The sequence below is a fragment of the Rhodanobacter denitrificans genome, assembly GCF_003335105.1.
Classification (GTDB): domain Bacteria; phylum Pseudomonadota; class Gammaproteobacteria; order Xanthomonadales; family Rhodanobacteraceae; genus Rhodanobacter; species Rhodanobacter denitrificans_A.
In genome coordinates, this window is sequence record NZ_QFWQ01000004.1 from 289,915 (window position 1) to 312,814 (window position 22,900).

The following is a 22,900-nucleotide window of genomic DNA, read 5'->3' on the forward strand; positions in this document are numbered from 1 at the left end:
GATCGGAGGTAGAGGTGTCATGCACGAACCGCGACTAGTCCTTGTTTGTCTGGTTGCTGCATGCACATCGGCACTAGCCGTTGTCGTGCTGCGCCGGCTTGCCGTCCCGCTGGGGCTGGTGGATCACCCCGATCAACGCAAGCAGCATGTTGGTGATGTGCCGCTGGTGGGGGGACTCGCGATTTTCATCGGGGTGGTCGCAGGAGCCGCCTGCTATGACAAGTTCCAGGGATTCGAACAGACCCTGCTTGGCACTGCCGCGGTGCTTGTCCTGCTCGGCGCGCTGGATGACCGCTTCGACCTCAGCGTGCGTGATCGTCTGTTGATTCAGACCATCGTCATTCTGATGGTCGTCGCCAGCACCGGCGTTTACATCCATACGCTGGGCAGCATCTTCGGCCACGAAGTGATACTGGGCTGGAGCGGCGTTCCACTGACGGTAGTCGCCGTCATTGGTCTGGTGAATGCGTTCAACATGATGGACGGCATCGACGGCCTCGCTGGCAGTCTGGAGTTGGTCAGCATTGCTGCCATCATCCTGTTTGCCGGTCCTACCCCCTTGCATGGAGTCATCATGTTGCTGGCCGCGCTGGCGGCCGCCTCGGTCCCTTATCTCGTCGTCAACCTGGGTTTCACCGGGGGCAAGATCTTCCTGGGAGATGCCGGCAGCATGTTGATCGGCTATCTGCTGGCATGGACGCTTATCCGCATGAGCCAGATACCCCAGACGCAATTGTCGCCTGTCAGTGTGCTGTGGTGTGTAGCGCTGCCGGTCTTCGACACTTTTGCGGTGATGTATCGGCGCATGCGCCAGGGAAAGTCGCCGTTCAAGCCGGATCGTGGGCACATCCACCATATCCTTCTTGGAGCGGGCTGTGGGCCACGTGCGACCTTGGCCGCACTCATCGCATTCGCCGCCGGTCTAGCGCTCATCGGTGCATTCATCAGCAGCACGGCTCACTCGGCGGGTACGAACCTCACGACATTCGTCCTGGCCATGGGGGCGTACATCGTCACGGTTACGCATGTGTGGCTGCGCCAGGAAGTGCGCCAGCATGGGATGTTCACCCCGCAGCGCGTTGGTGCAAACGTCCTTTCGTCGGGTGCGCCCCGACAACCCGATCCGGGTGAAATCGCCGGACAGCGGCACGGTTTTGTGGTTGAGGCGAATGACGAAGCCGAGGTGTATCGTCCGGCGCGACGATCTTCCCGCCGTTGATCCACGGCGGGAAGATCCAAAGTAGGCACGTCATGCCGGAGCCGATGATTGGCAGATCTCAGGACTGGGGTTGCCCGACTCCGCGGAACTGGATCGCTGCGCCATTGGCAACCTTCGTTACGCCATTCTCGATGTCGTTGGCGTATTCGAAGGAGTGTTCGAACGCCGGATGGCCCATGCTGATGCGCATCTGGTTGCTCGTGCTGAGGAACGACATGGAAGACGCCTTCGGCGTTGAGTGTGTGCCGAGCCTCACCACATTTCCGGAGATGATCACCCTGTCGATATCTCTTGCGCGGTCGGGAGTGGCATCCTCGGCGAAGTTGATGCAGGTTCCGCGGATGTCGATGAACACGTTGCCCGCGCATACCAGGCCGTTTGCGCCAAGCACACCGACTGCGCCCATTTGCGGACGTATGCCGGTGAACGTGTTGCCGGTGATCACCGTGTTGATAGCATTCCGGGTGGTTTGGAAAGCGACGGCACCGAGGCGTATCGCGTCGCCGCCCGGCCCGGACCCCGCCGGCGAACGCTCGAAGGTGCAGCCGCTGATCTGCGTGCCGCTCAAGCCCTTGACGCCCACGTCGACGCGTATCGAGTTGAGGAAGTGGCAGTTGAGTACGCTGAGATTGTCCGGCCTGTCGGCGGGAGTCTTGGCCTTGGTCGAGGAGTCGATGCCCCAGTAGCAGTTCGTGAACTGGCAGTCCGACACGACCCAGTCGTGGATGTTGTCTCCCGCCTGATGTCCATTGAAGAACGTGATGCCAGCCGTGTTCACGGAGTCGATGTCGATGAACTGGCAATGGGCGATGGTCACTTGGCGATATACGCTCCAGTTGTGGTCGGGCTCGAAATCGATGGCGCCTACGGAGTGGGAAAGTTTCGCGTTGCCGATATTCCGGAAGACGCAGTTCTCCACCGTCAGTTGATCGCAATCGATGACGGACAGCCCGTTGCGGTTGTCCTTGACCGCGCCGTCGAACATGCAGTCGCGCACGGCGACGCGCTGGTTGTGGCGTTCGGTGCTCGCGAGTGTTCCCGAACCGACGTACATGCCGTCCCCGCGAAAGCCGTAAAACGCCACGCGCTCGACAGTCAGGTCCGAGGTCGCATTGACGGCGAGCAGGTAGAAGTACTGTTCGTAGCCGAATTCCGCCACCCGTCCGTTGAGTTTCAGATCATGCAGGTGGATGTTGCGCATGTTGTCCGAAACGCTGCTGCTGCCGCCGTCGCGTACATGGGTGGCGAGCATGAACTCGCACGCCAGCGATTGATCGTATGCCTTCAATTCGCTGGCATGTCCCTCGCCGTACAGCTCGATGCCGGACTTGAGGTTCAGCTGTTTCACGGGATAGACACCGGCGGCCACAAACACCTTGCCGGCAGCTGCAATCGCGGCCTGGATGCCGCTGGTGCAATCGTATGTGCTGTGTCCGGCACGGATGGCGGCATGCTCCGATGCGGGCAGGAAATCCAGTACGTTCGCCACTTGCAGCGAGGATGGCATGGCATAGCCTCCGGTTGTGTTCGACTTCATTGACAGGAGCGATGGATCCAGCGGAGCCATCATCCGAGTCTACCGCGCGAGCAGTCCTGGCAATGAACCGTACGTGACCCACCATCATGGATGGATTCGTCGGGCTACGGCGTATGGACGTCTAAACGGATGATTCGTCCGAATCTGCCGGCATGTCGCAAAGCTCCGCATAGACCGCGATGGTGCGCTGGATGACGATGCGTTCGTCGAACTGCGTTCGTGCCTTGCGGCGCGCCGCGTCACCCAGTCGACGCGCGAATTCCGGCTGATCCTGCAGCCGCTCGATTGCCTGCGCCAACACGTCGCTGTTTCCCACCGGGACCAGCAGTCCATCGACGCCGTCGGATACCACCTCACGGCAGCCCGGTACATCCGTGGTGATCAACGGAAGCCCGCACGCGGCCGCCTCGACCAGCGTTCGTGGCAACCCCTCGCGATAGCTTGGCAGCACCACGATGTCGACCGAGCCCAGCAGGCCAGCCATGTCGTCGACGTGGCCGAGCCAGTTAAGCAGGCCCTCGTCAACCCACCCTCGTATCGTCGACTCCGGCACCGCGGCGGGATTGCCCGGGTCCGGTGTTCCGGCGAGCAGGGCGTGGACCGTGCGACCCTGGCTGCGCAGCTGCCGGAGCGCGGCGATATATTCACCCACGCCCTTGTCCCAGAGCAGGCGGCTGGCCAGCAGCACGCGCGGGACTCCATCCTCGGATGCCTGCCGGGATATGCCGGCGAATTGCGCGCAATCCACGCCCGAGCCGCGAATCAGGCGGATATGTGCCGGATCGACCAGGCCCGCGCTCCGGAACAGTTCGACGTCGTCCGTATTCTGCAGGACGAGCCGCGCGCTCGGGCCGTCGAGTGCCAGCCGCAGCAAGCCGCGCACCACCGGCCGCAACAGCCGCGCCTTCAAGTGTGAACTGGTGAATACGTAGCCCATTCCCGCCACGGCATTCACCCTGGCGGGAACGCCGGCCAGCCGTGCTGCCAGCGAGCCGTATACGGCGCACTTGATGGTGAAGCCGTGGACCAGCATGGGCCGTTCGCGTCGAAGCAGGCGCGTCAGGTACCACAGCAACGCCAGCTCGCGCAGCGGGTTGAGGCTGCGGCGTTGCATCGGCAACGGCTCCCAGCGCAGACCCAGCGCGCGCAGCTTGTCGCCATACGGTCCGGGTGGAGAGATCAGCAGTACGTCGTACCCGACCCGCTGCAGCGCCATCGCCAGCGCGCGCCGGAAGTTGTAGAGATACCAGTCGGTGTTGGCGAACAGGACGGCCTTCATGGGCACGCCCGTTGCGCAGCCATGGGTGCATGACCGCGGGCGTCGATAGCCGTCATGCCGATGTCCTCCGGTTTTCCTCCAGCCATGCCTGGAACATCAACACCGTCCACAGTTGATGCTGCCAGTTGCGCCGGCCGCTCAGGTGCTCCTTCCATTTCTGTCGGATCGGGGCTGGCTGGAAATAACCTTCCTGGCGCAGGCGGTTCTCATCGAGCAGGGTTTCTGCCCAGTCGCGCAAGGGACCGCGCAGCCAGCCGTCCAGCGGAATGCCGAAACCCATCTTGGGGCGCTCGACCAGTTTCCTGGGCACATGCCGATACAGCACCTGACGCAGCAGCCATTTTCCTTGCCCGTCGCGGATCTTCTGCTGCAGCGGCACGCGCCAGGCCAGCTCCACCACGCGATGGTCGAGCATCGGCACGCGGGTCTCCAGGCTGTTGGCCATCGCGGCACGGTCGACCTTCACCAGAATGTCGTCGGGCAGGTAGGTTTGCGCGTCCATCGCCATCATCCACTCCACCAGGCTGCCAGTGCCGGGCCACGCTGCGGGGTCGGTCAACAGAGTCGATGGTTCCTGCGCACCGATCACGACGCTTGCCGGATCCTGCCACCCGCTGGCAAGGTTGACGAAGAATGCCTGCCCACTCGGCAGGGTGAGCACGTCGGCCAGCTTCTGCGCCTTGTCACCCGGCGTGGCCAGGTGCCACCGCTTCGGCAACACCGGCTTGATGCGATCGAACAGCTTGTCCCACGCCGTCGGTGTCACGACGCGCAGCGCGCCAGCCGCTGCACGGCGCGCCAGCGGTGGCAGACGCTGCACCTTCTCCCAGGTGGTGCGCGCCGCCAGATAGCGGTTGTAGCCACCGAACAGTTCATCGCCGCCATCGCCGCTCAGCGCCACCGTCACCTGGCGGCGGGTCAGCTGGCTGATCAGGAAGGTGGGGATCTGCGAACTGTCGCCAAAGGGCTCGCAAAAAATGGCTGGCAGCCGCGGAATGACGGCCAGCGCATCCGCGGGGTGCACGTACAGCTCGGTATGCTCCGTACCGAGGTGCCTCGCCACCGCCATGGCGTGCGCGGCCTCGTCATAACCGGTCTCGGTGAAGCCGATGGTGAATGTCTTGATGGGCCGATCGCTGCGTGCCTGCATCAGCGCGACGATCGTGCTGCTGTCGATGCCGCCGCTGAGGAACGCGCCAAGCGGCACGTCGGAGAGCATCTGTGCGCCGACGCTGGCGCCCAGTTGCGTCTCGAGGGCATCGGTGGCGGCGGCGTCGGTGGCGACGAGCGGTTCGCCGAGGCCCGCGCTTACCGCGTCGTTGTAGCGCCAGTACGCTACCGGTTGCGCCTCCCGCGGTGCATCCGCCGGAATGCGCAGAAGGTGCCCGGGACGCAGCTTGAACACGTCGCGGTAAATGGCATGGGGCGCCGGGATGCAGTCGTGACGCAGCAACAGCGCCAGTGCGCCCCGATCTATCTCCGCCTGGAAAGCGGGATGCGCCTTCAAGGCCTTGAGTTCAGAACCGAACAACAAGGTGTCGCCCTGCCAGCCGTAGTACAGCGGCTTTTCGCCCATCCGGTCGCGCGCCAGCGTGAGCGCCCGCTGCTGGCGATCCCACAGGGCAAACGCAAACATGCCGACACTGGCCTGCAGGGTCCGTTCGACGCCCCAGGCAACGAAGCCCGCGAGCAGGGTTTCGGTGTCGGAATGCCCGCGCCACACCGGCGCGGTGCGCTCCGCGTGCAGGCGTTCGCGCAACTCGAGATGGTTGTAGATCTCGCCGTTGAACACGATCACATAACGCCCATCGGTCGAACGCATGGGCTGATGGCCTGCGGGAGAGAGATCGAGGATCGACAGCCGCCGCTGCGCCAGGGCGATGCCGGCGGCCTCGTCGCACCACACGCCGCTGTCGTCGGGACCGCGATGGGTCAGCCGCGCCGACATCGCCTGCGCCTGTTCCAGCAGCGTATCCCGTGCGCCACCGTGTCGTTGCCAGAGGCCCGTCATGCCACACATTACACGTGCCCCGCACGTTGCAGGATGGCTGCAAGCCGTGGCACCTGCGCCTTCAGGCTGTACTCGGCTTCGACCTGCGCGCGGCCCGCGCGGCCCATATCCGCGCGCAGGGATGGATTCGCGATCAGGTGCTCCAGCGCGTCCCGCCATGCTGCATCGTCCGCTGCCAGAAAACCGTTCTCGCCGTGATGCACGATGTCGACATTGGCTCCGACCGGAGAGGCGACCACGGGCAGGCCACAGGCCATGTACTGGATGATCTTGTAGCCGCACTTGCCGCGCTCCCACGGGCTGTCGAGCAGCGGCATGATGCCGATGTCCATACGCGCGATCACCGCCGCCTCGCTGGCTTCGGACCATGCCACCACTTCCGGCGTGATGCTGCCGAACTGGTGCGCGGTCTCCGTACGTGCGCCGACCAGCAGCAGGCGCGCGTGGTGCTCGACGCAGACCTGCTCCAGCACCTGGCGGATATCCAGCATGTAGTGCTCGGTGGCGGGCGAGCCGACCCAGCCGATGACCGGTGGTTCGTCGTTTGCGCGTCGCGTCGTTGCTGCATAGCGCTGTTCGTCCACCACCGTCGGGATGATTTCGATCCGTGCCGCACCGGCTTGCCTGGCACGTGCCGCCAGGTATCGGTTGCCGGCAATCACGCAGGCGGCGCCATGCATGATCCGGTCGATCTTGCGGCCCAGCATGCGGCGCACCAGCGGGTTTGCAGACTGGTCGTACTTGTGGAACAGCGCATCGTCGTAGTCGACCACATACGACCTGAGGGACCGCGCCAGCGCCGCCTCGATCCAGTATGGAAGGTAGGGGAACAGTTCGCCTTCGATCCAGGTGAGGTCGTGCTCGCCACGCCGCAGGAGCTGCATGAGCCGTCGGCTGAAATAACCCCATGCGCGGTATCTGGCGGCCCCGGGATGGCCGCCGTAGAGCGCCTCGAGATAGGCATCCGGGAACAGCGCGTGCACCTGCACGTCGATTCCGTGATCCCGCAGCGGAGCGAGGTACTGCAGGCTGCGCAAACGCGAACTGGGCCCCCGTCGCGAATATTTGGAGAACAGCAGAACCTTGAGACGCTTCATCCCTTCCTCTTCCTCAAAGCCATCGGATACTCGATGGACAGCGCCACCAACGGGATGACGTACATCCACTGGAAAACGAAGGCTTCGATGTAAGGGTTCGTATTGGTGCCGAGGAAGGCGCAGACGAAGCCGCAGAACATGAACTTGTGCCGGGGCGGCAGGCAACGGGCATAGGCCAGCCGGAGCACTGCGACGATATAGAGCAGAAAAGGCAATGCGTAGATCAACGTGCCGAAAATCCCGACCCGATAGAGCGTGGCCAGCCATACCAGCTCATAGCGCCAGGGATGAACCGTGTCACTGATGAAGTCCACGCCGACGCCGTGGCCGGAGCCAAGTCCATCGTTGGCAAGAATGCCGGCGTACAGCGAGTGGCCCATCTGCACCCGTGCACTGCCGCCGCCCGAGGCAAGTTTGGTCGTGACGGCATCGAGCACCGTCGACAGGTTGATTTGCGTGTAGGCCTGCAGCAGAGCAAGCGCCGTTATCACCGCGATCAGCATCGGCAGGACGTAGTGGATGATGCGGAAGATCGGCGATTTTTTCGGGCGACCGGTGGTGCGTGAGCTCAGCAGCAACCCAAGGAACCAGCCGAGCGGCACCGCCAGGATCAGCGCCGTACGGCCGGAGGTCAGCGCGCAGACCAGCAGCATCGCCAGCAGCGAAAGCCGCACCAGCCGGTTCCTGATAAGTTCGGGCGAACTGAAGAAGCCGCCGCACAGGAAGATCAGCGAGCCATAGACGTGCATGGTGGCGCCGGCAAACCCTTCATTGAGATTTACGTTTGCGCCTTCGAAGAAGAACGAGACAGCCGCGGCGCCATGCCTGAGGTACAGGTAGAAGAACAGGGCGACGCTGACCGCACACAGCAGGCTGAGCAGGGCGAGCCAGTCGATCAGCCGGTCGGTTCCCAGCTGTCGCAGCAGGCCTTCGGCGATGATCGTCCACAGCAGGGGCGAAAGGATGTAGATCGCGGCTACCTGGGCCAGGGCCACCAGTGGCGCATCGTGCATGCCGCCCACGGCCATGTAGATGAGGGTCACGATCACCGTGCAGCCGTATAGCGCCAGCAGCATCCTGAAGCCGGGGCCGATGCGCAGCCCCGGCAATGCCAGCAGGAAAGCCAGCCCCATGATCGCTGCGGTGGGGACGGCCAGCGAGTTGGGCACGACCACCGTCAACAGGAGCAGCGCAAAGGCCACTCCCAGAAACATGTGGCGCACGGTGAGCCGGTACCTGCCCGTGAATGACAGCGACGCTGGCGGTAGCAGTGCGGGCGTCGGCGTCATCGGCAGTGAATCGTTGCCGGAACTCATGGCTGCACCATGTTCGAGATCCAGCGATCGAGCATGCCCGCCTGGGCCACTCTGCTATAGGCGGCTATGCCCTGGCGCGCATCGGTGCTCGAGGGCGAGAGGGCGATTCGCAACGCGTCGCTTCCTGATGCTTCCGCGCTTGTCAGAATGGTTTGCCCGGCTCCGGTCCGGGCAAGGATGGCGGTGGCTTCGTTGCGTACCCCCGAGATGCACACGATGTCTGCGCCGGCGGCAAGGTATTCGAACAGCTTTCCCGTGGCGCAGCTGGCTCGCGAGCCGGTCAGCAGCAGCAACTTGTCGCAACGTTTCATGAGCTGCAGCGCCAACGTACGTTCGACCGGGCCGAGTACGCTGACGGAAAAGCGGGCGCGCTGGAGCGAGGCCTTTTCAACCTCCGTCAGCTCGCCGACAAACATCAGGTGCCTGTTCGCGCCCGTTTCGGCGGACTCGTTCAGCGCGTCGACAAGGTAATCGAGGCTCTTCGATGCCGATCCGTCACTGGCGCCGATGCGCCCGAAATGCCCTATCAGCAGCGCGTCGGCCGGAACCTGCCGGGCAAGAATGGCAGCGGCGCGGGTGCTGCCTTCGAAATCGTTGTCGAGCAAGGCGAAGTCGGCCGGATCATAGCCGTTGGGCAGGATCGCCGCGGCCTTGCCCGGATAACGTCGTTGAAAATCGTCGACGAGGGGGCCGCTTACGGACGTGATCAGGCTGCTGGCGGCCACCACGCGTCCCTCGATCAGCTTGCGCATCCATTTCCGCAGCCAGCCGGGTTTGCCAAGCGGTTCGAAAACAAGCCCGTCCCGGAAGTCCTGCAGGCAGCCCATGCGGTGTTTGCTGGCCAGCGCCGCCGCGGCGACAAGGGCGTCGACCGGCGAATATGTCCCGATCGCCACGCAACGCTCGCCCGCCACCAGCTTCTCCGAACACAGCGGCTCGGCTTTGGCCAGCGCGTGGATGAACCAGGGGCGCGTACGTGCGTTGCCGCTGGCCAGCAGGAATGGCAATGGCCGCAGGAAAGCGGCCGCCAGGGTCAGCAGCGACGCAGTCGCGGGAGATTCGCTGCCTACGCAGCGCCCTGGCAGCGGAAAGACGGTGATGTCCGAGTGCGGTGCCGCCGTAGCCTCGATCATTGCCGATGCCGGTTCCCGAGCGAAGACGAATACGCGGTATTTCGCGGGGTCCAGGTACTTCAGCAGGCTCCTGAATCGTTGCGCGGCGATATTGCCGGACAGGTGATGCGCCGCAAAGACAAACAAATTGATTTTTTTCACCGACGAATCCTCAATCTGTCTGCAGCGTCGCCATCAAACGTGGCAATGAAATCAAGCAATACCGTATCCGTGAGCAGCATTTCGTGAATTTCGATGCTTCCGGCATGGGGTTGTCCGCGGTCCGTTCATGCCGATCCTTGCGGGCATGTGGGAGACGGCTATGGCTCCGGTTCCGGATACCAACGGGTCGACTGGATGGAAGCGTGCAGCGACCTGTACATGGCGCCCCATTCGGTGCGGAAGACCCAGGCGACCACAGGCAGCAGGGCCAGCCAGACAAGACTGTAATGAACGGGGGAATGCGGTCCGAGTACCAGCGTGGCGATGGAAAGGCCCACCGCCGCAGTGACGAACACATAGAGTCGTGCGCGGGGAAAGGGGCGCCAGACGTATGCGGATGCCTCGGTCCTCGCCACGAAGAAAACGAGAAACGCGATGGCGTTGGCAACGACGGCTCCCGCCGCGCCGTATCCGGGTACCAGCCATACGCTGATGGCGACATTGGCGACCAGGGCGGCGATGGTGGACCACAGCGACAGCATGGATCGACGCGTGATGCCGATACCCACGCAGGTCACTTCGGAAAGGGTGTACAGCAGCGGCTCTCCGATGCAGCACAGCATGAGGTACTTCACCTGGACGTAGCGGGCGGGCAGGACAAAGTCGGCCAGCCACGAAAAAATTCCGCTCACCACCCAGATGGCACAGACCACGGCCAGCGCCTGCTGGGCAATGTGGTCGACCCGCCGCATGTCCACGCCACGGGCCACCCATTTGTAGACGAGGGGAGCCCACAACACGGTGAAGATCGTCTGGAAGACGACGCCCACGCCGGCAAAGCTCATCGACACCGAATAGACCGCCAGTTCGGGAAGGGTGGACAGCGAGCGCAGGGTAAGCGTGCTGGTGGCATCGAGCCCCCAGAAGGCCACGCCGGCAAAGATCAGCGGCACGCCGTAGCCAAGCAGCGAGCGGACTTGCGGGCGTGAAACGGAGGCCCGCAGGGCAGGGCTCCATTCGCGCCAGGTATTCAAGCTGTAGACGAACAATACCGACAGCAACGAAGCGAGGTAGGCCAGTTCCAGCTGGCCGAACGATCTGGAGAAGACCGGGAGGGCCAGCGCCGCCACCGCCAGCAGGAGAATGATCTTGGGCAGGATCTGGCTCATGGAGAACGCGAGGCCACGGTCCTGCATGCGCAAAATAAGCGAAAGGAATCGTGAGATGAAGCTGACGATCACGCAGGCGACCAGGATCCAGTAATAAACAACATGCCCAAGGCCAAACAGCCACGTCGCGATAAGCTGGTCGAACGGCAGGGTGACCAGCATCACCAGCAGCATCAACGCGAATCCGGGTGCAAAGCAGGCTTTCAGCAATGCTCCGCGGTCCGACCACTCGTGGTACTCCCGCACGTAGGCGCGGTCGAGACCGAGGTTGAACAGCAAGACGCCGAACGACACCGCGATCTGAACGATGTTCAGGCGACCTACGTCGGCTGGTGGAAATATCCAGGCGATCGCAGGCACCGTCAGCAGGCCGAGACCGGCAGTGGCGATGGGGCCAACGGCAAATGCCAGAATGGTTTTTATGTTCACCAGCCGACCTTCCACTCCTGATCTGTGTGGCGAGCGTCCTCGCCCGCGTGTGTCCTGGGCCCGGTTGACCTGGCCGCCGAAATGCGGCGGTCCGATTTATCCCGGGGTCGATTCGATGGCCAGCACGTCCGAAACGAAATCCGCATAATTCCTGGCGGAACTGAAACGTGCCTCGATCACCTTTCGCGCATTCGTGCGCAAGGCGTCCCGCCCGTCTTCAAGCGCAACCCTGCCGATGGCATCGGCAATTTCCTGGATGCCCGGGCACTGGCTCAGCAAGACGCCGCATTCGTCGGAGACCAGGCTCGAAACGCCGCCCACATCGGGCGCCAGTGCGGGTACGCCTGCGCTCATGGCCTCCATGATGGAAACCGGCACGCCTTCCGATTCGCTGGTATTGATGAATACGTCGACAGGCGTATCCAGGTAATACTTCTTGATGGCGTGGTTGGGCATCTCGCCCAGGAATTCAAAGGACACGCCGTCGATGTCGGTCAGCCGCGCACCGGCAAGCCTCCTGATCTCGTCGAGGAGTGGGCCGCCGCCGATATGGGTCCATCGGATTTCCAGCTGCTCGTGTTGATGGGCAAACAGGTTCAGCGCCTCGATGATCCGGTCCAGGCGTTTCACCGGCAGACAGAAGGAAACCGATACGACGTGCAGGGAGCCGGCGGGGCTCGGCCGCGACAGAGTGCCTGTCAGCGGCACGCCCAGGGGGCTGATGCCCACCTTGTCGGGGGGCGCGCCATACGTCTCTTCCAGGTAGGTCCGGCCCTGCCGGGACAGCGCATATATCCTGTCGTAGGCACGGATGAACTGCCGCTTGAGCGGCATGTATCCAAGCTCCCGGCGCATCTCGTACAGGTCAAATCCATGTGCCCTGGAGACGACCTTGCGCACGGATCCCCTGGCCTTGGCCAGCACGGCGGCATAGGACTGCGTTTCGTTCCAGTAGCAGTACGCCACGTCGATCCGGCCATTGGCCTGGGCATATCGCTCCAGGCGTCTCGCCTGTCCGAGAACCTTGGACGTATGCAGCAGCGCGCGCAGGACGGTGCGAACGCCCATTTTCCGCGATTGCCGCAGCTGGCCCAGTTCGTGGCGGAATATCGCGGAAAACATCGCCAGCAAGGTAAACCAGAGCCGCTCGGCCCTGGTGTCGCCTGCCATGTCCAGATTGAGCGATATGCCTTCAGGTATGGGACGGGGTTCACCGGCCGCCACGGCAGGCAACAAGGTCACCTTGGCAAGGGGATTGTTCGCCCAATAGACGATCTCGTCCTCGATGAACTGCTCGCCGGGGTAGTAGGGATAGGCGTTGGTGAGAATGGCGATTCTCACGGCTGCGCGACCGCCCCGGCGAGGAGGGTGTCGACCATGCTATTGCGGTAGACGACTTGATCCACGTCGAAAGGAATGCTGACCTTGAAGCAGCCGACGCCGGCAAGACACTGCGACAGAACGAGTCTCCAGTTCTCAATCACTTCATCCATCGTCAGCATGGCCGTCTGGGCGGTTGCCAATGCGTTGTACTGTTCCCAGTGGAGATGGTCGTGAAAGATGCTGTATTCCGCAGTGATGACGGCTATCGTCATTTCGACCGCGTTGGTCACGCCAAGAGGGGATACGCGGATGTCGGGAACGTCTTCCCGGACCGCGTAGTACAGGCGGGACAGGGGAGCCGATGCCGATTCGACGTGATGATAGAGGCGGTCCGGGCGGATCTTTCTGCGCACGCCGGCGGAATTCAACCAGTTCTTGATGCTGAAGTGGGCCTTGTCGATCCACCCCCGCCCCGCGAGTATTTCGCCTTTCAGCGCATTTCCGGTGCAGTTGTAGCCGTAGATCTTCGGCCATGCCATGTTGGCGTGAACGTGGGAAGTCGCGGCAGACACGATGGTGATGTCATCGCTGACGAAGCCGATCCTTTCGTTTTGCCGCAGTGCCAGCATGGCCGCCGATTTGCCCGCGCCGCCCGTTCCCGCCAGCAGGCATGCGTTGCCATCCACCGTTACGCAGGACGCATGTATCAACGCAACGTCCCTGAAAAAATACGCCGAGGGCACCAGCACGAATTCGTGCAGTATCTGCTCGAACGACTCGACATCGCTCGAGTATTCCATCGACAGCAGTTTCCGGATTTTCTGTTTGATGCCGTGACGCGCCTTCTGCGCTACTTCGATATCCAGGCATCCGGCAGCGGACCAGCCCCAGTAGACATCCACGGCGGGAAACGACGTCAGCATGCCGTGCAGGAATTTCCCGTGCGCCCTGGGATTGACGGAGGAAGGCGTGCGCATTGAAATCTTCTGCGTGATGCGTATCGCGACCTGCGGGTCGACATCCCCGGCGTCCGGATACAGCGCCAGGCATTCGGCGAGCAATGCCTGATGGCTTGCTTCGCCGGAAAATGAATAGCATCTTCCAAAGATGATTTTCTTCATGCGGGCGAGTCTGGCGACATCTTCAGCGGGAAATGCTCGCGGCCAGCGAGGCAGCGATGAAATCCTGCTGACTCGCCTCGAGATAGGGTGACATCGGCAGGCTCATGACCTGCTCGGCGGCCTGATCGCCCACCGTCAGGCGCGCGTTCCGGTCGATGAGGGCCGGCTGCTTGTTGAGGGGAATCGGGTAGTGCACGGCGGTAGGGACCCCGGCCTCCTTCAGGCGGGCTCGCACGGTCTCCCGATCGCGCACCTGCACGGTGTACTGGGCCCATGCGCTGGTGTTGTGCGGTTCGACCACGGGTACGGTCACACCCTCGATTCCGGCGAGCAGCCGGCCGTAGGCCTGAGCCACCTGTTGGCGCAATGCCATTTCGTCATCGAGAATATCGAGCTTGGGCAGCAGGATCGCCGCTTGCAGGGTGTCGAGGCGGCTGTTCACTCCGATGCGGATGTGGTGATAGCGGCGATCCTGTCCGTGCCGGGCGATCTGGCGCGCGATCCTGGCCAGGTCGGCATCATGGGTGAAGATCGCCCCGCCGTCGCCGTAGCAGCCCAGCGGTTTGCTGGGGAAAAAACTGGTGCATGCGAGGGTGCTGAGGTTGCCGCTTTTGCGGCCCTTGTAGCTGGCGCCGAGGCTTTGTGCCGCATCCTCGATGACCGGAATGCGGTACTTCTCCGCGATGGCGTTGATGGCGTCGAAATCGGCGCATTGGCCGTACAGAGACACCGGGATGATCGCCCTGGTGCGCGGCGTGATGGCCGCCTCCAGCAGGCCGGCATCGAGATTGTAGGTATGCGGATCGATGTCCACGTACACCGGCGTGGCACCCAGCACGGCCACCGATTCGGCGGTGGAAATATGGGTGAACCCCGGCGTGATCACCTCGTCACCCGGCCCCACGCCGAGGGCCATCTGGGCGATCTGCAGGGCATCGGTGCCATTGGCCACCGAAATGCAGTAGGTCGCGCCCGTGTAGGCGGCCAGTTGCGCTTCCAGCTCGGTGACCTCCGGGCCGAGTATGTACTGGCCATGCGCCAGCACGCGGGCAATGCCGGCGTCGATGCGGTCCCGGATGCGGGCCTGCTGGGCCTTGAGGTCGATGAAGTCGATCATCCTTCGGCCTCCTGCCGGTGCAGCTTGCGGCCACTCAGCACGTAACGCGCGCCGGTATGGACACAGACGTCCTCGGCATGTCCTTCAAGCGGCAAGTCCAGTCGCTCGCCGAATTCGCTCATCCAGCCGATTTGTTGTGCCGGCACGCCCACCATCAGGGCATAGGCCGGCACGTCCCGGTTCACTACCGCGCCGGCACCGACGAAAGCGAACTCGCCGACGGTGACACCACAGATGACGGTGCAGTTCGCGCCGAGGGTGGCTCCCCTACCGACCAGGGTGTCGCGGTATTCGGCCTTGCGATCGATCAGCGAGCGCGGGTTGTAGACGTTGGTGAATACCATGCTCGGGCCGCAGAAGACGCCTTCCTCAAGCGTCACGTTGTCATACACCGACACGTTGTTCTGGATCTTGCAACGGTCTCCGATGACCACCTTGTTGCCGACGAACACGTTCTGACCGAGCGAGACATCCTTGCCGATGCGGGCACCGCCGCTGACATGCACGAAGTGCCACACGCGGGAGCCGGCGCCGATGCGGGCGCCTTCATCGACGATCGCCGAGGGGTGCTGGTAATAGTCCATGCTGCTCACTCTTCAGGCCTGATGTTTCAGGAATGGGTGACCGTCACCCTGGGAAGGGGTCACCTTGCCCGTGCGAATCGCCGCCACGGTGGTGATGGCCGTGCGGTTTTCCTCGAGGCTGAAGCCACGGCCGCCGAGAATTTCCTCGTAGCTGCGGTTGTGCAGGTCGGTGAAGCCGCCGGAAAATTCGATTTCCTCGCCGTCCACGGTGATCGAACGGTAGGTCCGCTGGCCGCTTTCGCGTTGCGCGGCGGGCACGTCCTCGACATCCACCGACAGGAACCAGCGCACGCGGGCGTTTTCGTATTCCAGGTAGCCGGCCGCCTTCGTTTCGGTGGCCAGATGCACCACGTTGATCTGCAGCGCGCCGAAGATGTAATGCAGCATGTCGAAGAAGTGCACGCCGATATTGGTGGCGATGCCGCCGGATTTTTTCGGATCGCCCTTCCAGCTCTGCAGATACCAGTGGCCGCGCGCGGTGACGTAGGCAAGATCCACCTCGTGCTTGTGCTCGCGCGGACCGTTGCGCACCCTGTCGCGCAAGGCGACGATCGCAGGGTGAAGTCGCAGTTGCAGAATGGTATTGATGCGCTTGCCGGTCTCGCGCTCGATTTCCAGCAGCCCGTCGATGTTCCACGGATTGAGCACCAGCGGCTTTTCGCAAATGGCATGGGCACCGGAGCGGAGGGCAAAACGCGTGTGCGAATCATGCAGGTAGTTGGGCGAACAGATCGAAACGTAATCGATCTGGCCACCGTTCCCGGCGCGACGACGCAGGTCGACATGACGATCGAAGCGCTCGAACTCCGTGAAGAAGTCGGCGTTGGGGAAGTGGCTGTCGATGATGCCGACCGAATCATTCGGATCGAAGGCAGCCAGCAGCTGGTTGCCGGTGGCCCTGATGGCCTGCATGTGGCGGGGGGCAATGTAGCCGGCGGCGCCGATGAGAGCGAAGTTCTTCGAGGTAGGCATGGAGCTGATCCGGGTCTTGCGCGACTTCGCGCGATATTCGTGTAGTGGATGCCGTGGTTGACCGATCTGCAGCCGCTGCAGCTGCCGGCGCCCTTCGCTCTCCTGATGCGCGCGACCCATGCATTCTTGTAAGTCGCGCGAGGTGAATCGCGCCGGAATCCGTTCCCTCGTCATCCTGGATCCGGTCCCCTTTTCATCGGGATGCCTTGCCAACGTCGTAGTAGGCGTAGCTGTAGTAGCCGCTGCTGCGCTTTTCCACGGCATTGAAGATGGCACCCTTGATCGGGACGCCGTTCTGCTCGAAACGTTGCCTGGCCAGGGCGACCTCACGAACCTGATTGACCCCGAAACGCACCACCAGCAGGGTGGTACCCGCATGATGGCCAATGATGGCGGCGTCGGTCACCGCCAGGATGGGTGGTGTGTCGATGATGATCAGGTCGAACGCCTGCTTCAGATGATCGAGCAGCGCGGAGAAGCGGGAGTTCATCAGCAACTCGGAGGGGTTCGGCGGTATCTTGCCGCGCGCGATGAAGTGCAGGTTTTCCAGCGGGCCGACCAGACGGGTCGCCGCAATCAGGTCGGTCTGGCCCGAAATCAACTCGGAAAGGCCCACTTCGGGCTTGCCGCCCACGACCTTGTGCAGCGAGCCCATGCGCATGTCTCCGTCGATCAGCAGGACCCGCTGATTGCTTTGGGCAACCACCGCGGCGAGGTTGGCGGAGACGAAGGTCTTGCCGACATCGGGGCTGGAACCGGAGATCACGAGCACATTGTTTTTTGCTTCCAGGCGAGCGAAATGCAGGCTGGTGCGCAAACTTCGCAAGGCTTCAGTCGCCAGATCCGCGGGCGCATCCATGACCAGCAGGCGGTGTTTGCTGTCCCTGTGGAAACGTTTGTCGCGCAGCGCCTGTTCCCGCAGGCTGGCCGGAATGGTGGCGTATACGGGCAGGCCGAGCTTTTCGATGACCGCCGGGTCTTCGATGCCGCGGTTGAGCATCTGGCGGATGAAGACGTATACAAGAGCCACGAAACAGCCCAGGAGCGCGCCGCCGAGCACCACGATGAGCTTTCTCGGCCATACCGGTCGCGTGACGTCCACCGCAGCCCGGTCGATGATGCGTACATTGCCCACGGTGCCGGCACGGGCTATGTCGAGCTGCTGAGCCTGGTTGAGCAGCCCGGTGTAGGTGTCGTTGCTCACCTGCACATCGCGAGTCAGTTTCAACAGCTGCTGCTGGGTGTCCGGCAGGTTGCCCACTTTCTTGTCGATCGCATTCTTTTGTCCCTCCAGCTGGCCTATCTGCTGCATCAAAGCCTTGTAGGCAGGATGTTCGGGCGTGTATTGACGCTGCATGTCCGCCTGCTGCAGGCGCAACTGCTGGATATTGGTCTGGATGGAAACTTCCTGATCCAGCAGGCCCTGCGTCTGCATGCTGATATCAACCGAATGTGCCCGGATCTGATAGGCGTTGAGCGCTGCCGTGGCTTTTTCCAGGTCGCGGCGCACGTTGGGAAGCTGCTCCCTGACAAACTTCAAGCTGTTGGCTGCTTCCGCTGAATTGCGATCCACGTCCTGCCGCACATAGAGTTCGCCGACCTGCTGCAGCACATTGGTGGCCCGCTCCGGATCAGGGTTGTCATAGGTCATCTCGAGGATGCCGGATTCCTTGCCCTGTTCGGTGACATTGATGGCTTTCTGAAGTCCGTTGATCACGGTCAGCCGGCGATGGCGGAAGACGCGGAACTGCGTGCCCGGATTTGCGATCAGCGTCCGGACCTGAATGGTCACGCCGTGACCGCTGGCGGCTTCCCCCGCCTTGCCGACGACCAGGACATTGTCGTCGTCATCCACCAGGACATAAGCGCCGCCCTTGCCGGCAACCAGCCTCAGCGGTCGATCCAGCAGGTTGGCTGGTACGTCCAGCTGAAAGATGCTCAGCTTCGCACCACCCCAGTCATAGCCAATCAGGCCGAACATGGGGGGGGAGACCGCGCCGGGGTTTGATGACGCATAGTGCCGGGCGATGAAATTGCCCAACACGGGCAGGCGTCGCGGGCTGCTTTCAATCGTGAGATTGAGCTCATCGACCGCCGCGCCGATCACCATGCGCGAGGTGATCAGTGCGGTTTCCGTCGTTGCTTCGGGATTGGAGGCGCTCAAGGTCTCGGTCAGTGCGCTCAGACCCGGCAGGTTTGGCACCTTCTGTTCCACCTGCACCATCGAGGTGGCTTGATAGATCGGCGTGGTCAGCAGCGCATAGGCGATGCTCAGTGCGACAAAGATGCCGGTGATGGTGCCAATCAACCACTTGTTGTCGCTGAGTGTGCCGAGCAATTCGCTCAGGTCTATTTCATCATCGCGCGGCGCAGGATCTTGAGTGGCGGTCATAGGAACGGTCAACTCACGGCATGGGAGATGGAATCACAGATAAGGCTGCCAGCTACAGACACTGCGCGTGATTATCTCGTGAACGTGCTCGAATGCTGCACGCTGTTGATGATAAGGGTCGGGAATATCGCTTCCATGCAACCATTTGTCGAGCAGGTAAACTTTGCCGCGAGCTTCCGGTACGAGTTGAATCATTGTGACGATATGATTCCTTTCCATGCCCAGTACCAAGTCGGCTTCGCGCAGCATGGAGGGCGTCAGTTGACGAGCGCGATGCATCGCGCCGTCGATGCCGCTTTCGGCGAGTAATTGCAGCGCAGTTGCATCCATGGGGCTGCCAGCAAGCGCGCCGAGCCCCGCACTGCAGAACTCGATGTCACGCGACTCCATACGCTGTCGAAACAGGTATTCGGCCGTTGGGCTGCGGCAGATATTGCCCAGGCAGACGATCAGTATCCGTTTAAACACTGTATCGACATACTCCCGTGTTCAAACCGAGCAATGCCGATCAACGACGCTCGCGATGGCGGTTAAGGTATTTGTCCATACTTGAAACGCCGCGGGGAACCCTCTGAAGCCTGCAGTTTAATAAGGTGCGTAAATTGTAATGAAGGATATTGGCGGGCAGACAATAACCGCAGCTATTTGCCGTTATGGAAAAGCACCTGGCTGCTCTGGTTTATTTGATGACTGACAACGAGGCAGTGAAACACGGTCGTCGATCATTGCATGGTCGAATTGGCCAACAATGAACGGCAGCGAAATGACCTCCCCCAATTATTACGGAGCATGCAATCAACAACAGGTGAACGCATGGTCTCATGCGGCAAGGCAGACTCGGTTTTCACGCGAACTTGTCCTTGCTGTGGAGAAGATGGGCGGGTATTGCCTGAGTTCGTGCCCATGGTCGGGTTGGCATGCAGGGCCGGCCAATCGATGGGCGCGTCTCGGTGATTGCGATGAGTCGCGCATTCCGGAGCATTGATGACAACACCACCAGCCGCTCCCCCCGACATCTGCATGGAACGAGCCGTATCGTCGGTGGTGCCGCGTCACGGTGTGGCAGCGGTACTGTTACTGTTGCTGATGGCATGCGCGAAGAATCCTGCTGCATTGGCTGCGCCAGCAGCAGCGCCAGTTCACCATGTCTTTGTGATCGTGCTGGAGAACGAACCGTATGAGGTCACCTTCGGCGATCATTCGCAGGCGCCATATCTGGCGTATCGGCTGCCGAAACTTGGCGCGTTGTTGTCGCAGTATTACAGCATTGGCCACGATAGCCTGGGCAACTACATCGCGATGATCAGCGGGCAGGCGCCGAACGCCGCCACGCAGAGCGATTGCAAAATTTATGACGAGTTCGAGCGTACTTCCCCCGAGCTGGACGCCAATGGACAGATGCTCGGCGAAGGTTGCATCTACCCGGCCAGGGTCAGGACATTGGCCGACCAGCTCGAAGCGGCCGGCCTCAGCTGGAAGGGCTATATGGAAGACATGGGAGCGGATGCCGCAGGGGAATCCGCGACCTGCGGACATGTCGCGATCGGTGTGGAAGAGCACACCCAGGAGACCAGTGCCAGGGACCAGTACGCCGCTTGGCACAACCCGTTTGTCTATTTTCATTCGATCATCGACAACCCGACGCGCTGCGCGCAGCATGTCGTCGACCTCGGTCATCTGAGGCAGGATCTGCGACACGTCGAAACCACGTCGAACTTCATCTTCATCACGCCGAACAGGTGCCATGACGGCCATGACGCGCCGTGCAGGAACGGGGAGCCGGGAGGGCTGATTTCCGCCGACACGTTTCTGCGCCAGTGGGTGCCGCGCATCCTTGCTGCACCGGCGTTTCGCCGGGATGGCCTGCTGGTGGTGATATTCGACGAGGGCGTCGACGCTGCGGCGTGTTGCGGTGAACAGGGGCTGCCGAATGGTCCTCCGCCGGGCATATTCGGTCCCGGTGGCGGTCGGATCGGCGCCGTGCTGCTTTCGCCATTCATCAAGCCGGGTACGGTATCGGCAACGCCTTACAACCACTACAGCCTGTTGCGCACGATGGAAGACATTTTCGGTGTAACGCACCTCGGCTATGCCGCGTCGTCGTCATTACGCGCGTTCGGTGACGACATCTTTACCGCACCACCGGAAACTGCAGCCAACGCGCCAGTACGACACGCAGTAGCTTCCGGGCGGCATGGCATGCCGCACAATCTGTGAAGGAGCTTAGCCATGAACAGCATTCTCGTCACTGGTGGTGCCGGTTACATCGGCAGTCACGTTGTCCAGCAACTGGCCGCCCGTGGTGAGCGCGTTGTCGTCGTCGACAATCTGAGCACCGGTTTCCGCGACGCGGTACGCGGTGCCGACCTGGTAGTCGGAGATGTCGGCGATCGCGCGCTGGTAACCCGCGTGCTGGAAGAACATCACGTCGATACGGTGCTGCATTTTGCCGCGCATACCGAGGTGCCCGAATCGGTAAGCGACCCCCTCAAGTACTACGGCAACAACACCTGCAACACGCATGGTCTGCTCGCCTGTTGCGCGGCGGCCGGCGTGGGGCAATTCATCTTTTCCTCCACCGCGGCGGTCTACGGCGTGACCGGGAGCGGCATCGCCGACGAGGATACGCCGACGCAGCCGATCAACCCGTACGGCGCCTCGAAACTGATGTCCGAGACCATGCTGCAGGATTTCTGCGCCACCGGAGCGATGCGGCATGTGACCCTCCGCTATTTCAACGTCGCCGGCTGCGATCCGACAGGCCGCATCGGCCATTCCACCCCTCATTCGACGCTGCTGATCAAGGTCGCCTGCGAGCACGCCGTCGGCAAGCGCGCGAGCCTTGCCATCTTCGGTACCGACTATGCGACTCCTGACGGCACCGGTATCCGCGACTATATCCACGTCGAAGATCTCGCTGCCGCCCATCTGCGCGCACTCGATCATTTGCGTGACGGTGGCGAATCGCTGACCCTCAACTGTGGCTACGGCCATGGCTACAGCGTGCGCGAAGTCATCGACGCCGTGCAGCGCGTCGACGGCCATCCCCTGACGGTGGTCGAGTTGCCGCGTCGGGCCGGCGATACGCCGATGCTGATTGCGCGCAGCGAGCGCCTCAAGCAACGCCTGGATTGGCGGCCGCAGTACGACGACCTGGATTTCATCGTTCGCACGGCACTGCTGTGGGAACGGGAGCTCGCGCGGAAGTCGGCGCCGCAGACTTCAGGGGCATGAATTCCGTAGCAGCCGGGATGGCATGCCGGATACCGTCCGGCGTGCGTTCATGGCGCTGTGTCGCGGCGCCTCGTCATGGCGAGCGCCATGCCCGCCCCGGCAGGGCGGGAAAGCGGCCATTGGCCCGTCATCGCCCTATTCGACGGTGACCGATTTCGCGAGGTTGCGCGGCTGGTCGACGTCGGTGCCGCGCAGCACGGCGACGTGGTAGGCGAGCAGCTGCAGCGGCACGGTGAACACGGCCGGGGCGATGAAGGATCCACCGGATTCGACGCGCAGCATGGCGCCGTGGCCGGCCATGTCGTCCATGCCGGCGGCGCCGTCGGCGAACACGATCAGGCGGCCGCCGCGGGCGCGCACTTCCTGCAGGTTGGACTTCAGCTTGTCCAGCAGCGGGCCGTTCGGCGCCACCGCGATCACCGGCATGTTCTCGTCGACCAGCGCCAGCGGACCGTGCTTGAGCTCGCCGGCGGCATACGCCTCGGCGTGGATGTAGGAAATCTCCTTGAGCTTGAGCGCGCCTTCCAGCGCCACCGGATACTGCACGCCGCGGCCGAGGAACAGCGCGTGCTGGCGGTGGATGAAGTCGCCCGCCAGCGCAATGATCGCCGGCTCCAGCTGCAGCGCGTTCTCGACCGCGCGCGGCAGGTGCTGCAGCTCGGCGCACAGCGCCGCGTAGCGCTGGTCGTCGAGCCCGTGGCGGCGGGCCAGCTCCAGCGTGAGCAGGGCCAGGCCGGCCAGCTGGGTGGTGAAGGCCTTGGTCGAGGCCACGCCGATCTCCGGACCGGCGCGGGTCATCAGCTTCAGGTCCGCCTCGCGCACCACC

The 22,900-nt window shown here is 62.7% G+C and carries 18 protein-coding genes; 3 read left to right on the plus strand and 15 right to left on the minus strand.

The features are described from left to right. Positions 1–19 precede the first annotated feature (19 nt). Entirely contained in the window at positions 20–1,219 is a 1,200-nt protein-coding gene (locus DEO45_RS07150) for an undecaprenyl/decaprenyl-phosphate alpha-N-acetylglucosaminyl 1-phosphate transferase (RefSeq protein ID WP_114341806.1), read from the plus strand. 58 nt (positions 1,220–1,277) lie between these two features. On the opposite strand, the gene DEO45_RS07155 is transcribed toward DEO45_RS07150, so the two are convergent. The 14 genes from DEO45_RS07155 to DEO45_RS07220 all read right to left on the minus strand — a co-directional run bounded on the left by DEO45_RS07155 (position 1,278) and on the right by DEO45_RS07220 (position 19,308). After that, the gene (locus tag DEO45_RS07155) at positions 1,278–2,726 is read right to left on the minus strand and encodes a glycosyl hydrolase family 28-related protein (protein WP_114341912.1); all 1,449 of its coding nucleotides are present in this window, start codon (positions 2,724–2,726) and stop codon (positions 1,278–1,280) included. A gap of 151 nt (positions 2,727–2,877) precedes the next feature. Continuing rightward, positions 2,878–4,035, minus strand: coding sequence for a glycosyltransferase family 4 protein (locus DEO45_RS07160; RefSeq protein WP_189339693.1), 1,158 nt, complete (start codon positions 4,033–4,035; stop codon positions 2,878–2,880). A gap of 52 nt (positions 4,036–4,087) precedes the next feature. Next, the gene (gene asnB, locus DEO45_RS07165; RefSeq protein WP_114341810.1) at positions 4,088–6,055 is read right to left on the minus strand and encodes an asparagine synthase (glutamine-hydrolyzing); all 1,968 of its coding nucleotides are present in this window, start codon (positions 6,053–6,055) and stop codon (positions 4,088–4,090) included. Further along, a complete protein-coding gene (locus tag DEO45_RS07170; RefSeq protein WP_114341812.1) occupies positions 6,055–7,143 on the minus strand; it encodes a glycosyltransferase family 4 protein in 1,089 nt (362 codons plus the stop codon). Before DEO45_RS07170 ends, asnB begins: the two co-directional genes overlap by 1 nt. Beyond that, entirely contained in the window at positions 7,140–8,459 is a 1,320-nt protein-coding gene (locus DEO45_RS07175) for a hypothetical protein (RefSeq protein WP_114341815.1), read from the minus strand. Before DEO45_RS07175 ends, DEO45_RS07170 begins: the two co-directional genes overlap by 4 nt. After that, complete coding sequence (locus DEO45_RS07180; RefSeq protein WP_114341817.1) at positions 8,456–9,733, minus strand: glycosyl transferase; 1,278 nt, start codon at positions 9,731–9,733, stop codon at positions 8,456–8,458. The genes DEO45_RS07175 and DEO45_RS07180 overlap by 4 nt, the downstream gene beginning before the upstream one ends. Before the next feature lie 158 nt (positions 9,734–9,891). Beyond that, on the minus strand, positions 9,892–11,331 hold the full coding sequence (locus DEO45_RS07185) for a lipopolysaccharide biosynthesis protein (RefSeq protein WP_223250810.1): 1,440 nt from the start codon (positions 11,329–11,331) through the stop codon (positions 9,892–9,894). 96 nt (positions 11,332–11,427) lie between these two features. After that, the gene (locus DEO45_RS07190; protein ID WP_114341820.1) at positions 11,428–12,672 is read right to left on the minus strand and encodes a glycosyltransferase; all 1,245 of its coding nucleotides are present in this window, start codon (positions 12,670–12,672) and stop codon (positions 11,428–11,430) included. Further along, positions 12,669–13,775 (minus strand): hypothetical protein, encoded by a 1,107-nt coding sequence (locus DEO45_RS07195; RefSeq protein WP_114341822.1) that lies wholly within the window; start codon positions 13,773–13,775, stop codon positions 12,669–12,671. The genes DEO45_RS07190 and DEO45_RS07195 overlap by 4 nt, the downstream gene beginning before the upstream one ends. Positions 13,776–13,797: 22 nt before the next feature. Further along, positions 13,798–14,892 carry a DegT/DnrJ/EryC1/StrS family aminotransferase gene (locus DEO45_RS07200; RefSeq protein WP_114341824.1) on the minus strand — a complete coding sequence of 365 codons (1,095 nt, stop codon included), beginning with the start codon at positions 14,890–14,892 and terminating at the stop codon, positions 13,798–13,800. Continuing rightward, entirely contained in the window at positions 14,889–15,476 is a 588-nt protein-coding gene (locus tag DEO45_RS07205; RefSeq protein WP_114341826.1) for an acyltransferase, read from the minus strand. The genes DEO45_RS07200 and DEO45_RS07205 overlap by 4 nt, the downstream gene beginning before the upstream one ends. Before the next feature lie 12 nt (positions 15,477–15,488). Then, the gene (locus DEO45_RS07210; RefSeq protein ID WP_317616008.1) at positions 15,489–16,661 is read right to left on the minus strand and encodes a Gfo/Idh/MocA family protein; all 1,173 of its coding nucleotides are present in this window, start codon (positions 16,659–16,661) and stop codon (positions 15,489–15,491) included. Further along, positions 16,642–18,840 (minus strand): polysaccharide biosynthesis tyrosine autokinase, encoded by a 2,199-nt coding sequence (locus tag DEO45_RS07215; protein ID WP_114341828.1) that lies wholly within the window; start codon positions 18,838–18,840, stop codon positions 16,642–16,644. Before DEO45_RS07215 ends, DEO45_RS07210 begins: the two co-directional genes overlap by 20 nt. Positions 18,841–18,873: 33 nt before the next feature. Continuing rightward, positions 18,874–19,308: a low molecular weight protein-tyrosine-phosphatase gene (locus DEO45_RS07220; protein WP_114341830.1), complete on the minus strand. Its 435-nt coding sequence runs from the start codon at positions 19,306–19,308 to the stop codon at positions 18,874–18,876. A 516-nt stretch (positions 19,309–19,824) separates the two neighbouring features. Here DEO45_RS07220 and DEO45_RS07225 point away from each other — a divergent pair. Together DEO45_RS07225 and galE are read left to right on the plus strand one after the other, a co-directional pair. Next, positions 19,825–21,057, plus strand: coding sequence for an alkaline phosphatase family protein (locus tag DEO45_RS07225; RefSeq protein ID WP_223250811.1), 1,233 nt, complete (start codon positions 19,825–19,827; stop codon positions 21,055–21,057). Positions 21,058–21,069: 12 nt separating this feature from the next. After that, positions 21,070–22,074 (plus strand): UDP-glucose 4-epimerase GalE, encoded by a 1,005-nt coding sequence (galE, locus tag DEO45_RS07230; protein ID WP_114341832.1) that lies wholly within the window; start codon positions 21,070–21,072, stop codon positions 22,072–22,074. A 135-nt stretch (positions 22,075–22,209) separates the two neighbouring features. On the opposite strand, the gene DEO45_RS07235 is transcribed toward galE, so the two are convergent. Continuing rightward, positions 22,210–22,900 (minus strand): SIS domain-containing protein (locus DEO45_RS07235; protein ID WP_114341835.1); only part of this gene is annotated, 691 nt, incomplete at its 5' end.